Here is a 13,513-nt window from a genome sequence, read left to right as displayed (position 1 = left end):
ATTAAATCGTTAACATCCACTACATTGCATTAAATAATACTTTATGGAAAAAGGAAGGAGCGTTACTTTAAAGCATCTTTTAATAAAAGATAAAAGATATATTGGCTTGCAATTCAATACAGACAAAATCATTCAGGCACTTGTTAAAGAGTTGCCTAACGTAAGATGGAGCAATGAATTTAACATGGCTTATATTTTAAACTCAAATGAAAACCTTAATAAAATATTTAATATTTTTAGTGGTGTTGTTTGGGTGAATTGTAATTACTTTTTTGATAAAAAACCCATAAATGATAATATTGAGCCTATGGATATCACGTGGTTTAGACAACGATCTCTACCAAATAATTTTCGACACTGTCCTACTTCGTACTTAGATAAGTTACAATTAAAAAAATACGCTAATAATACTGTAAAATCTTATATTCTTGCTTTTGAAACTTTCATAAACTATCACAAAGCCAAAGAATTGATGCAGATCAATGAAAATGATGTTAGGAACTATATTCTCAAATTAATTCAAGAAAACAAATCTGATTCTTATATAAATATAGCTATCAACAGTATCAAATTTTATTACGAATCTGTACTTGGTATGCCAAATCGTTTTTATCAAATAGAACGACCTAGAAAAGCAAAAAAATTGCCAAAAGTTCTTTCAAAAGAGGATGTTTTAAAAATCATTACAAATACAAATAATTTAAAACATAAATGTATTGTAAGTCTTTTGTACTCATCTGGGATTAGGAGAAATGAACTAATCAATTTAAAAATTACAGATATTGATAGTAAACGAATGCTAATACTCATTGAAGCCGCTAAAGGTAAAAAGGATCGTTATACGTTACTTTCTAATACATTATTAAAAGATTTACGTGACTACTATAAACAATGGAAACCAGAAACTTATATTTTTGAAGGAGCGTATGGAAAACAATATTCCGCACAAAGCGTTGGCCAAATAGTAAAAAATGCCGCAATAAAGGCAGGAATACAAATTACTGTAACACCACATATGCTAAGACATAGTTTTGCAACTCACCTTTTAGAAGATGGCGTTGATTTAAGACAAATCCAAGTTTTATTAGGTCATAGCTCTACCAAAACAACGGAGATTTACACCCATGTTGCCACGACTACTTTTAAGAAAATTAAGAACCCTTTAGATATTTAAGAATATATAAAGGATATATATAACATATGTTTTATATATCTTATATTTGGGTGTATATAGAACATATGTTCTATATACTATTGTTGGCAACAATTTGAGAAAACCTAAATCTGAATCAGAATCTATCATAATGAATAAAATTCCTTTACTGACTTTTGACAAACTATTTGACTTAATAGAGGAAAATCAATTTGAAAACAAAACTGACAAAAAGATTGCAGAAAAAATATTAGAAGCGGAAAGAGACTGGAGAATATCACTCGAATCCTTAAATGATTTTATAACTGTATTGGAAAAAGAAGTTGGCGGAACTGTAACCAAAACAAGTCTGAACAAACTCTTGAAAAAATATAATCGGAATATCGCACAATACGCTTGGGAATCAGAAAGCGTTAGTTATCTATTAGATATTTTTGACTTAACCCAAAAAATCGAATTAAGAATAATATTCAACGAATTGGCAGAAAAACTGAATAAAAAAATGAATAGTGCTGAAAAATTATATGATTATCTCAATCAAAAATTACCAAGTTCTGTAAAGTATGAAGATTTGCATAACTTATATTATTCGTTGTTTTGTACTCTAGATATTCTACCTGAAAATTTAAAATCCCTAAAACTTACAAAAGAAGTTCTAGCTCTGACGTTTGTGAAATTATCATCGAGAAAAAATATTACCAAATTAGTATCTAATAATAACATTACGGACGAAAATTATTGGATTGAACAAATTGCAATTTCTATGACAGAAGATAAACAGCCGAATCACGAAAACGCAAGAATATTAATCGGAATTAAATAAAAACTGTTGCCAACACCGTATATAATTTATTGCTAGTTCTAGCCTACTTACGAAAATCCTCGCGGATTTTCTATTCGGTTTTTATTTGCTAAATTTAGTGCTTAAACCACGCAACAAACCATATACAACAACGTTGTACTGCATTTCGCAACCAAACCAGATAATTACAAATTAATCATTAAATCATTTAAAAAAGTACTGTAATTATTCAACTCAAAAGGAACATCTGCATTTTTTTCCATATCGTGAAAATGATGTGTTGCTAATAATTCCATTCCTGTAAAAGCATTCATTCTGTGAAACCCAAACATAACACCTTCATCTACACTTTTTTGATTAAAAAATTCATTTTCTAAAGTAAATGCAGTTTTAGGTGCATTCCAACTTGTAGTAAGTATATATTTTTTTCCGTGCATTAAACCACCAGTTCCGTAATTGATGTTTGGATTTTTTCTACTTCTTCCATCACTTGCATAAATTCCATTTTGATGACCTTCAGTAAAAACTTCATCTATATATTTTTTAAATCCAAAAGGGATTTGAAACCACCAAATTGGAGTATGATAAATCACTATATCTGCCCACTTAAATTTTTCAACTTCTTCTTTTACGTTATAATTTTCACCTACTTGAGTAAACTTCACTTCAAATTCTTCAAGCGTATCAAAATATGAAATAGTATTATTGAAAAGTGTTTCGTTAAATTTTCCACCAGAATGCGCAAATGGATGACTTCCATTAATTATAAATATATTTTTCATTTGTCTTTTATTTTATTTGAGGCAAAATTAAAGCAATATTTATTATTGTAAAAATAATACAAATCATACCTTTGTATCAATATTTTAATAGCTATGGTAAATTTAGAATGGTACAGAACATTTAAAGAAATATATGAAAACGGAACTTTGACTAAAGCTTCTATTGCTTTATACGCTTCACAGCCTGGAGTTAGTGTACACTTAAATGCCTTAGAAGCTTATGTTGGTAAAAAACTATTTGAACGTACTTCGAGAAAAATGATTCCAACAGAGGATGGGAAATTTTTATATGAATATATTATTGAATCTTTAAAAAAACTTGAAGTTGCAGAACAGCATTTTAAAAAAACAACTCAAGAAAAAAATCCATCTCTAAACATTGGAATGTGTTCAGAAATGTTTCAACTAATTATTGAACCCGAAATTCCCAAACTAGACTTTGACCTAGTAGCTAGATTTGGAGCACATACAGATTTAATAAAAGACCTAAACAATGGTATTTTAGATTTAGTAATAACACCTAAAAAACAGAATGAAAAAAAATCATTAGTTGAGTATATTCCGTTTTCAAAAGAAAGAATCGTTTTAATAGCAGGAAATAAAACGAATGTAACTAAAATACAAAAACACTTAAAATCTAACAATTTAAACAAGTTAGAAGAAGAATTACTTCAAAATGTTTGGTATAGTTCATCAAATGAAATGGAACATTTTAGACGTTTTTGGTTTGAGAATTTTAATAAGAAACCTGCTTTCAAACCAAACTATATTTTACCAAACATTACTTCTATTATAAGATGTTTAAACAATGGTAACGGACTTGCATTAGTTCCAGATTTTTTATGTCAAGAACAAATTATAAGAAACGAAATAAGTTTAGTTTGGGAAGGAAAAGTAAAAACGGAAAACACCTTATATTTTGCATCAAGAACAGATTTGAAATACAAAAAAGAATTAGATACAATTAAGAATATATTTACATCAAAAATGAAATAAACGCAGTACAACAACGTGTATAATTAATTGCTTTGGTCGTTGCTTATTTGGAAAATTCCTTCGGAATTTTCTCGCGTTCGTTTTTGTTTACTAAATTAGTTGCTGAAACACGCAACTAACCATACACAAACACGTTAGCATTAATTTACACCAACACCTGAATTAATTTGGAAAACATTGAAATTAAAATAAAATTTTGGAATGAACTTTGGGAAGATTTAATACATAATTTTCTAAAAAAATCTTATGGTTTAACTCTTTATTCACCACATATTTTAATTGAAGATATTATTGTAGAAATAGAAGAAAATCAATTTAGAAATAAAGAAAACAGAAAATATTTCTATTCTAGATTATCAGAGTTTTTAGAAAATGATATTGTTATAAAAAAACACTTAAAATCAGAGTTCACATTATTAAGAAAAGACTTTAATTCCGATAAAACGAACTATATTCTTGCTCTGAGTAAGAAAATAAACGAATCTTTCAAAAAGGGAATTTACTTCCAAAAGACTTTAGCTTTAACAGAAAAAATTTTACTAGAAGATTCAGATTTAGATATCGACTTTGTTAACCAAATAAATTATTATTCTCAAAGTTTAATTGTAGAGTTAATACGAAAATCATATGCACTAGAAGACATCAAGAAATTCGTCGAAAATATTTTTGACAATATTCATTATCACGGAGACTCTCTTATTACAGATTATCCTCATAATGTAGATTATGCAAAGTATAAAAATAAAGATGAAAAAATAGATTTTAAAAAAGCCGAGGAAGTAATTAAAAACATAATTGATAAACTTTCCACTAGCGATAGAATAAAAAGGCTATCATATTATTATAATAAAAAAACTGAAAAAGTTAAATATATATTCTTCATAAAAGGAATTAAAGGAGATATTGAAAAAACAATTTTTGATGTGAATTTTTATAATATAAATATAAAAAGATATACAGAAGATGATAGGTCTTTTGACTCAGAGGATTTACAAAAAGATTTAAAAAAAGACAAATATTTACAAGCAGCTGTAGAAATTGATTATTTACTTCCAAAATCATCATTAAAATTAGCAAAATCAAAAATTGAAAATGCATTAGATATCTTAGCTTGTTACTTTAATTTCAAAACAGACGTATCATTAAACGAATCGAAATACGTTATTGTAAATAAGGATGGTAGAATGCTGTTTTCAACATCTGGCGGAGAAAAAGATGATAGGTTTATGAACTATCACGACGCATTAAACTTTAACGAAATAGAAAACCATATTGATAATCTTAAAGAATTTTCGTTTTTATGGAACTCTAAATTAAATTCTGAGACAGTTTCAAAAATTAAAAATGCTTTACATTGGTATCGCAAAGGCGAACAATCAACCAAGGAAGCTGATAAAATGCTAAATTACTGGATAGCTATTGAGAATTTATTTAATTCAAAAGAAGATATCAAAAAAGATATTTTTAAAGATACTAATAGAAGTAAGTTCAATTTAATTCAAGAAATAATAGCTGACGAGCAAATTTTTAAATTTGTCTACGATTATGGTTGGGAACTATATCATTACTTCAGTAATAAAGTTGGCAACCATTTTAATAAATCAGATATACCTGAAAAACTTATAAAACTTGGACAATTAAATCCTGAACTTGGAACAAGTATATATTTAGAAAAATTTATAAAAGTGCTTCCTGAATTAAGAGATTATGAAAAGAACTTATTTATCCTTGATAAAATAGATTCAGTAATAAAATTTTACTCAGATTCTTCTTTTACAAAATCAGAAATCCTAAATCACATTGAACAAGTCAAAACCGATGTTTTAATGATTTATAGATTTAGAAACCTTATTGTACACAATGCCCATTTTGACAATACTATCTTACCTTATTTTGTTTGGAAAACTAGGTCATATTGTGGAGGAATTTTAAGGAAATTCATAAATAGTTATAAAGAAAATTCAAAATTAAGTGATATAATATTTGAAATTTACATTGAAAAAGAAAAGTTCCTACTTGATTTTGAAAAGGGGAATATCGATTTATTTGAAAAGAAAAACTAATGCTAACACCGTATATAATTTATTGCTAGCTTCTCGCCTACTTACGAAAGTCCTCGCGGACTTTCTTGGTCGGTAATTATTTACTAAATTAGTTGCTTAAACTACGCAACAAACCATATACAAACACGTTGGCAACAATTAAACCAAAACGCAGATGAATACTTCAATTTTAGAATCTAAATTGAAAAGACATAGAATTTCCTACTCAAATGAAAACGGAAAAATAATTATTGGGAAATCAAAAGCAGATTATGGAACACTAATCGGACTTGTCATTCTTCCAATAGTTGCTGCTCTTGGAATTTGTTTATTTATGTTTATAAACGATGTTGAATTTCGCGGAAAAATTATTGCTGGGATTATATTATTGTTCGGAACAGGATTTTTTAGCTACTCAAGAATAAGAGCAAAAAAACAATCAAATGACAACTTAAAAACACTTGACCACAAAGCAATTAAAATAAAAAACGATTTTGGAGAATATACCTTTGACGCAAAGAGCATAAAAGATTTTGAATACTCTGCCGAACAAATTGGAGAAGAAACCTACGAGGGAAATCTTTACTTAATAGACAACGAAGAAAGGAAACATCAAATTCTCGGATTTGACGACGAAAATGAAAAATATGTTCTGAATGATTTAAAATGGTTTTCGGAATATTTAATGAATCACGTAGAATTAAAAATAACTGTTGCCAACAATGTATAACCGCAATTACGGCGGATTCGACTACGTCCGAATCCACTCGGAATTGCTAACGCCAGTTCTTAACCGAAAATTATTAACTTTAATCCCGTAACTGACGGTTATACGAGACCGTTGCCATTAATTTGAATGATGTACTTTCCTGAAATAGGTTGACTAAAAATTAAACACTTAATTATAGTCACTTATGAAAACAAAAAATGAACACTGGCTAAAAAAAAGCTATCAAAAAGCAACTTTAGAAACCAAACTTTTAGTCGTTGACCAAATCTTAAATGGTCAGATTTCAAACAACCAAGCTTCTAAAAAATATGATATTCCGAGAACAACTATTTCCTATTGGTTAAGAAAATACAGTACATTAGTACAACAAAACATGGGTATGAGTAAAAACGATGAGATTAAAAAGCTAAAGGAGAAGATTGAAGAACTTGAGTTCCAAAAAGACTTCCAACAGGACATTATTGCTGATATGGAACTTATTACAGGTGTCGATATGTCAAAAAAGTCATTACCCAAAACATTAGCAAAAGAGATAGAGCAAAAGAAAAAACAGCGTATAAAAGAAAATGGCTCTATGGATGTTTTGGGATATCTAAACAAGCCTTCTACAAAAGACTAAGAACGCAACAGAAAAAAGAAATAGATCATCAAAAAATGATCAAGATGGTCAAGGACTACCGTAAAAAAGTAGGCTCTAAAACTGGCGGAATAAAACTACACAAGGAGTTAAAGAAAGACTTTATTAACGCTGATATCAAGATAGGTAGAGACAAGTTCTATCACTTCCTTAGACTAAATAATCTTTTGATTCCCAAAACTAAAAATTACATGACAACGACAAACTCAAACCATATGTACAAAAAATATAAGAACCTTGTTAAAGACCACGTTCCTACTCGACCGGAACAACTATGGGTTAGCGACATAACATACATTAAAACAGAAAATGGGCACAACTATCTAGCGTTAGTCACAGACGCTTATTCTAAGCAAATAATGGGATATAAACTCGACAACCACATGAGAACATCACTTTGCACAGATGCGCTCGCTATGGCTATTAAAAACAGAAAATATACCAATCAAAAGCTTATTCATCATTCTGACAGAGGTTTTCAATATTGCAATCCCAAATACACAGAATTCGCCGAAAACAATAACATTACAATGAGTATGACTGAGCAATACGACCCTTATGAAAATGCTATTGCAGAACGCATTAACAGAACTCTTAAATATGAATATGGATTAAAACAAACTATTAAAAATACTGAATTAGCACAAAAAATGACACAACAAGCAGTATATATTTATAACAATTTGAGAACCCATTTTAGCCTGGATCTCAGAAAACCTGCTGAAGTCCATCTGAATCCAAACATCAAATACAAATCCTATCGGAAAAATAATGTAAATTTACCTGAACTTACGATTTAAAAACAGACCTAGTTCAAATTATTTTTTGCCTTCTAAACGGCTAAAAAAATCTTTTGAACGGTATAAATTAACCTAAAAAAAGGTCAACCTATATCAGTATAATACATGAACTACACGAACGAGAAAATAATTGAACGATTTGAATCAGGCGAAAACCTGAAATTCCTATTATTTTGGGGACACACGAAATCTGATTTAATAACTAAATCTTGTTTCAGTCAATGGTACGAATCCAAATTTGAGGTTAACGGAATTGAATATCAAACAGCCGAACATTTTATGATGGCTGAAAAAGCTTTATTGTTTAATGACAAAGACATTTACGAACAAATAATCAAAAGCTCAAAAGCTGGAAAAGCAAAAGAACTTGGTAGACAAGTAAAGAACTTCAACCAACGAATTTGGGAAGAAAATAGATTTGAAATAGTTGTAAGAGGTAATTTTCACAAGTTTAGTCAAAACCCAAAGCTATCGGATTTTTTAAGAAATACAAATGCCCGAATTTTGGTTGAGGCAAGTCCTGTCGACAATATTTGGGGAATTGGACTCGCTCAAAATAATGAAGACGCTGAAAATCCATACTTTTGGAATGGACTGAATTTACTCGGATACGCTTTAATGGAAACAAGAGACATTCTGAATGAAATTGGAGAATTTAAAACTCTTAATAATCCGATTTTACCACCTTGGTTAGCTTATCCAGAAATTGACAAATATAGTATTGGTTGGAGAATGGGCTATGGAGAAACTCATATAATGGAATTAAGTAAATATTTGGACAGTTTAAGTGCATCTGAAAAGAGAATTTACGAACTGACTTATCCTGCAAATGGAGAATGGAAAGGTTGGTACAATGATAATTACGAATAAAAAACTAATGGCAACACCGTGTATAATTAATGGCTGGTTCTCGCCTACTTACGAAAATCCTCGCGGATTTTCTATTCGGTTTTTATTTGCTAAATTAGTTACTTAAACACGCCACTAATCATACACAAACACGTTGCCAGTAATAGCCACGCAACACCCATAAAACAGAAAAAGAATTGAAATATTAAGATGAGCGATAACTTTATTATGCATATTATATTATGTATTCCATTAATTCTTTTTGGAACTTGGTCTACAAGAAAGGCGGTTAATAAATATAAGCTTAAATCCTATTATGATTTCCAAATGTTAGGAGCTGGATTAGGTTCAATAATAATTGGAGTTTATTTCTTATATTCTGTGATTAGTGATATCATAACAGCACTTTAAAAAAATAAAAGCTCAATATGATTTAACAAATCTGAATAAAAAGTACAACGCTGGATTTTTTAACTAAAAAATAAATTAAGCCGAACAGTACGCAAAAAAAAGCGGATTGAAAAACTACAACATCTGAATAAAAGACGATGGAATTATTTTCGGAGAATATTTTGTTTTTAAGAGCAAAATTCAAAACGTAATTTCCCATTTATTTGCAACGTCGGATTTATAAACTGGACGAATAATTTTAAAAAATCGTCCGATAAAAATTATGAACTATATAACAACTGCTGAATAAAAAACGCTGGAATATTCTTTGGAGATATTTTTTCATTTTTAAGAAAAGTATCATGAAGAACAATCTCAGAATTAGAACAAAACTTGTAAATTTGAAATTGAACAAAAAAATAACGGTCGAATACAAAAAAACTACTACTGGCAACACCGTGTATAATTAATTGCTTTTTTAGGCTTACTTACGAAAATTCCTGCGGAATTTTCTCTGGTCCGTAAAAGTTTGCTAAATTAGCTACCAAACCACGCAACTAACCATACACAAACACGTTGTAAGTAATGCGAAAATAGAGCTAAAATTGAACATTTGAACTAAAAAAGCCAACGCACAAACAGCACATTTATTTTTTTGCCAACGCGAAAAGCCAACGCTGAAAAAAATAAAAGAGCTGTTTTTTGCCAACGCTCGAAATAATATTAAATTTGAGAAAAAAGATTAAAATTTTATGAGCTTATTTCAGAACTCTGTTCTAAACAAATATTTAAAAGGATTGGAGTCCGAAAAAGTTAATCAAGCTTACGAACGATTTACAAGCCATTTCCACAATCCAACCATTCAAGAAAACATACGAAATTCCAAAGAGGAACAATATCAAGGCGAATTTCTAATTGACCTTTTTGTAAACGTATTTGGATACGTTAAAAACCCAACACCTGATTTTAATCTTACAACGGAATTAAAAAACATAAAAGGCTCAAAAAAGACAGATGGAGCAATTTTAAAAGGGGAAAAAGCACTTGCGGTAATTGAACTGAAAGGAACAAACACAACCGATTTAAGCAAAGTAGAAACTCAAGCATTTGGATATAAAAACAACCAACCTGGTTGTAATTATGTAATTACTTCCAACTTTGAGAAATTGCGTTTTTACATCGACAACGCAGTAGATTTTGAGGAATTTAATTTATTCCAATTAACGAAAGAACGTTTTGATATTCTTTGGCTTTGCCTTTCGTCTGAATATCTTTTAAAAGACATTCCTAAAAAAATTAAGGATGAATCCTTAACGCAAGAGGAAAAAATCACAAAAGAACTTTACAAAGACTACGCATCTTTCAGAAATGAGGTTTTTGATAGCATCCAAAAGGAAAACCCGCAATACGACAAACTAACTTTATTCAAGAAAACGCAAAAATTACTTGACCGTTTTTTATTCATCTTCTTTGCAGAAGACAGATTATTACTTCCACCTAATTCAATTAGGTCTATTGTAAACCAATGGACAGATTTAAAAGATAAATACGATGAGTATTTTCCTTTGTACGACCGTTTTCAAAAGTATTTCGGTTATATGAATTCTGGTTATAAAGGACAACAACACGATATTTTTGCTTACAATGGTGGTTTATTTGCACCTGATGATATTTTAGATAACATCAAAATAAATGATGAACTACTTTACAAGCACACAGTTAATTTAAGCAATTACGATTTTGAAAGTGAAGTAAGTGTAAATATTCTTGGTCATATATTTGAGCATTCTCTAAACGACATTGACGAAATTCAAGCAGAAATTCAAGGAGTTTCAACTGAACAAAGCAAAACAAAACGAAAAAAAGATGGAGTTTTTTACACGCCAAAATACATTACCAAATACATTGTAGATAAAACTGTTGGTAAACTTTGTGAGGAAAAGAAAATTGAACTTGACATACAAGAAGCTGAATACGAAAAAGAACGTAAAGGAAGAAAGAAAGCAACTCTAAAAAACTTAACTCAAAAATTAGAAGTTTACAGAAATTGGTTGTTACAAATTACTATTTGCGACCCAGCTTGTGGTAGTGGAGCTTTTCTAAATCAAGCATTGGAATTTCTAATAGCCGAACATCAATACATTGACGAATTACAAGCCAAACTTTTCGGAGACGCAATGGTTTTGAGCGAAGTTGAAAATGCAATTTTAGAAAATAATATTTATGGAGTTGACATCAACGATGAAAGTGTAGAAATTGCCAAACTATCACTTTGGTTAAGAACAGCACAAAAAGGCAGAAAACTAACGTCATTAAACAATAATATTAAATGTGGTAACAGCTTAATTGATGACCCAACTTTTGCTGGAGAAAAAGCTTTTAATTGGAATAACGAATTTCCAGAAGTTTTTTCAAATGGAGGTTTTGATGTTATTATTGGAAATCCACCTTATGTTAGACACGAGATTATTAAAGAGTTTAAACCTTCATTTCAAAAGGAATATGAAACTTATTTAAGTACAGCAGATTTATATGTGTATTTTATTGAATTAGGCATCAAAGCTTTAAAAACAAACGGATTATTAGGCTTTATTAATCCAAACAAATTTATCAAAGCATCTTATGGTAAAAATTTAAAGCAGTTTTTAAGTAAATTACAAATTGAACAATTAATTGATTTTGGAGAATTAAATGTTTTTCAAGATGCTGTCACTTCACCTCTGATTTTGATAATTAGCAATAAAGCTTTTGAATATGATGCAAAATACCTTCAAATTCAAACTCTTAAAAATTTAGATATTAATTTCAGCTTAATAAGTGAGGCAATAAGTCTAAAACCTGAAATCTTTCAACAAGAAAAATGGAATTTAATATCAGAGCAAGAACTTTCAATTTTAAATAAAGTTCAAAACAACGGAATTTCCATTGCTGACAATAAAGAATTAGATATTAAACGTGGATTACTTACAGGTTTAAATGATGCTTTTATAATAAGCGAAGAAATACAGAACCAAATAATTACAAAAGACCCAAAGTCTACCGAATTAATTAAAAAATTTATTGATGGCGATGATGTTCGGAAATTTGAAATTAGAAGTAAAGGAAAACACTTAATTTGTATTCCAAGTGGTTATACAGATTTACAAGGAGATTTTGAAGATGAAAATGATGCGTGGTTATGGCTAAAAACTAATTTTTCTGGAATTGCTGAATTTTTAGAACCATTTAAAGAGAAAGCAAAAAAACGTAGTGATAAAGGTAAATATTGGTGGGAATTAAGAGCTTGTGATTATTACAATCTTATTGATAATCCAAAAATTATATATCCAGAAATTGCTATGAGTTCTCGTTTTGCATTTGACGAGGAAAGCACGTATATAAACAAAACAATATTTTTAATAAATAGTTCAAGTCTTTCATTATTAGGCTTATTAAATTCAAAACTTATTTGGTATTATTTAATGAATATTTGTGCTTCACTTGGCGACCCCAAAAATGGTGGTAGATTGAATATGCAAAGAATCTATTTAGAAACTATCAGCTTTCCGGAGCATTTAATAGTTGAAAGTTCTGACTTAACTGAACCTTCTAAAACAATAAGAACTTTATATTCTTCTCTTAACAAAAAGATTAATCGTTTTAGAAAGAGAATATTAAACACAGAGAGTTTTGGAATTGACAAACTATCTAAAAAGCTAAACGAGTTTTACGATTATGATTTTAAAACCTTTTTAGCAGAACTTAAGAAAAAGAAAATTACATTAAGTCTTTCTCAACAAGATGAGTGGGAAGAATATTTTGATGATTATAATAAAGAGATAAATGAGCTTCAAAGTCGTATAAATGGAATTGAAAACGAAATTGATAATTTGATTTACAAACACTATGAATTGACTCAAGAGGAAATTAAAATAGTAGAAAATGCCAACGCATAAGCCATACACATTTGCAATTCGCATCAGCCACCACACAAGCCAAAAATTGCAAAAGAGTATGTCTTGCCAACGCTCACATTTGAACTAAATAACAAACATCGGAAAACCAAGCAGAACGTGAAAAGCACTACTTACAACAACGTGTATAAAACATAGCTATTATAGGCTTTCCGAGAGTTTTTTGTATATTTACAAATTACGCCAAACTTTTTATTTGGTTATATTTATAAGAGAAATTTAAACATAAAAATAAAAAATTCGGCTCGTGCTAAATCCGAAAAGTTAGCGTTTATTTATACGCTACGTTTCATACACAAGACCGTTGGCAAACATATGAAAAGACATCTACTAACTTCAATCTTAATTCTGATTTTTATGTTTTCTTGTAAGCAAAAGG

At 29.4% G+C, this 13,513-nt stretch carries 11 protein-coding genes; 10 read left to right on the top strand and 1 reads right to left on the bottom strand.

Annotated features, from left to right (window positions below; all coding sequences use genetic code 11):
• The first annotated feature begins 43 nt into the window (after nucleotides 1–43).
• The gene (gene xerA / locus K1X16_RS15685; RefSeq protein ID WP_225037066.1) at nucleotides 44–1,174 is read left to right on the top strand and encodes a site-specific tyrosine recombinase/integron integrase; all 1,131 of its coding nucleotides are present in this window, start codon (nucleotides 44–46) and stop codon (nucleotides 1,172–1,174) included.
• Nucleotides 1,175–1,304: 130 nt separating this feature from the next.
• Nucleotides 1,305–1,976, top strand: a complete 672-nt coding sequence (locus K1X16_RS15680) for a hypothetical protein (RefSeq protein WP_225037065.1) — start codon at nucleotides 1,305–1,307, stop codon at nucleotides 1,974–1,976.
• 164 nt (nucleotides 1,977–2,140) lie between these two features.
• On the opposite strand, the gene K1X16_RS15675 is transcribed toward K1X16_RS15680, so the two are convergent.
• Nucleotides 2,141–2,737 carry an NAD(P)H-dependent oxidoreductase gene (locus tag K1X16_RS15675; RefSeq protein ID WP_225037064.1) on the bottom strand — a complete coding sequence of 199 codons (597 nt, stop codon included), beginning with the start codon at nucleotides 2,735–2,737 and terminating at the stop codon, nucleotides 2,141–2,143.
• A 93-nt stretch (nucleotides 2,738–2,830) separates the two neighbouring features.
• Between K1X16_RS15675 and K1X16_RS15670 the strand changes: the two genes are divergently transcribed.
• The 8 genes from K1X16_RS15670 to K1X16_RS15635 all read left to right on the top strand — a co-directional run bounded on the left by K1X16_RS15670 (nucleotide 2,831) and on the right by K1X16_RS15635 (nucleotide 13,116).
• Complete coding sequence (locus K1X16_RS15670) at nucleotides 2,831–3,733, top strand: LysR family transcriptional regulator (RefSeq protein WP_225037063.1); 903 nt, start codon at nucleotides 2,831–2,833, stop codon at nucleotides 3,731–3,733.
• Nucleotides 3,734–3,900: 167 nt separating this feature from the next.
• Nucleotides 3,901–5,796 (top strand): hypothetical protein, encoded by a 1,896-nt coding sequence (locus K1X16_RS15665; RefSeq protein WP_225037062.1) that lies wholly within the window; start codon nucleotides 3,901–3,903, stop codon nucleotides 5,794–5,796.
• Nucleotides 5,797–5,950: 154 nt separating this feature from the next.
• Nucleotides 5,951–6,505, top strand: a complete 555-nt coding sequence (locus K1X16_RS15660) for a hypothetical protein (protein WP_110475563.1) — start codon at nucleotides 5,951–5,953, stop codon at nucleotides 6,503–6,505.
• A 184-nt stretch (nucleotides 6,506–6,689) separates the two neighbouring features.
• On the top strand, nucleotides 6,690–7,124 hold the full coding sequence (locus K1X16_RS15655) for a helix-turn-helix domain-containing protein (RefSeq protein WP_090842496.1): 435 nt from the start codon (nucleotides 6,690–6,692) through the stop codon (nucleotides 7,122–7,124).
• Nucleotides 7,013–7,942 carry an IS3 family transposase gene (locus K1X16_RS15650; protein ID WP_317196443.1) on the top strand — a complete coding sequence of 310 codons (930 nt, stop codon included), beginning with the start codon at nucleotides 7,013–7,015 and terminating at the stop codon, nucleotides 7,940–7,942. The genes K1X16_RS15655 and K1X16_RS15650 overlap by 112 nt, the downstream gene beginning before the upstream one ends.
• Nucleotides 7,943–8,047: 105 nt before the next feature.
• Nucleotides 8,048–8,812 (top strand): NADAR family protein, encoded by a 765-nt coding sequence (locus K1X16_RS15645; RefSeq protein WP_109310311.1) that lies wholly within the window; start codon nucleotides 8,048–8,050, stop codon nucleotides 8,810–8,812.
• Nucleotides 8,813–9,001: 189 nt separating this feature from the next.
• Nucleotides 9,002–9,202: a hypothetical protein gene (locus K1X16_RS15640; protein WP_225037061.1), complete on the top strand. Its 201-nt coding sequence runs from the start codon at nucleotides 9,002–9,004 to the stop codon at nucleotides 9,200–9,202.
• A 731-nt stretch (nucleotides 9,203–9,933) separates the two neighbouring features.
• Entirely contained in the window at nucleotides 9,934–13,116 is a 3,183-nt protein-coding gene (locus tag K1X16_RS15635) for an Eco57I restriction-modification methylase domain-containing protein (protein ID WP_225037060.1), read from the top strand.
• Nucleotides 13,117–13,513 lie beyond the last annotated feature (397 nt).

This window comes from Winogradskyella sp. SM1960, assembly GCF_020179375.1.
GTDB classification, from domain to species: domain Bacteria; phylum Bacteroidota; class Bacteroidia; order Flavobacteriales; family Flavobacteriaceae; genus Winogradskyella; species Winogradskyella marina.
The sequence above is the reverse complement of the archived record's forward strand: the minus strand, read 5'-3'. Positions and strand labels throughout refer to the sequence as shown.

What these genes read in the sequence shown, in the direction of transcription:
- xerA (WP_225037066.1), top strand. Translation starts at nt 44, where the DNA reads ATGGAAAAAGGAAGGAGCGTTACTTTAAAGCATCTTTTAATAAAAGAT.
- K1X16_RS15680 (WP_225037065.1), top strand. Translation starts at nt 1,305, where the DNA reads ATGAATAAAATTCCTTTACTGACTTTTGACAAACTATTTGACTTAATA.
- K1X16_RS15675 (WP_225037064.1), bottom strand. Translation starts at nt 2,737, where the DNA reads ATGAAAAATATATTTATAATTAATGGAAGTCATCCATTTGCGCATTCT.
- K1X16_RS15670 (WP_225037063.1), top strand. Translation starts at nt 2,831, where the DNA reads ATGGTAAATTTAGAATGGTACAGAACATTTAAAGAAATATATGAAAAC.
- K1X16_RS15660 (WP_110475563.1), top strand. Translation starts at nt 5,951, where the DNA reads ATGAATACTTCAATTTTAGAATCTAAATTGAAAAGACATAGAATTTCC.
- K1X16_RS15655 (WP_090842496.1), top strand. Translation starts at nt 6,690, where the DNA reads ATGAAAACAAAAAATGAACACTGGCTAAAAAAAAGCTATCAAAAAGCA.
- K1X16_RS15645 (WP_109310311.1), top strand. Translation starts at nt 8,048, where the DNA reads ATGAACTACACGAACGAGAAAATAATTGAACGATTTGAATCAGGCGAA.
- K1X16_RS15640 (WP_225037061.1), top strand. Translation starts at nt 9,002, where the DNA reads ATGAGCGATAACTTTATTATGCATATTATATTATGTATTCCATTAATT.
- K1X16_RS15635 (WP_225037060.1), top strand. Translation starts at nt 9,934, where the DNA reads ATGAGCTTATTTCAGAACTCTGTTCTAAACAAATATTTAAAAGGATTG.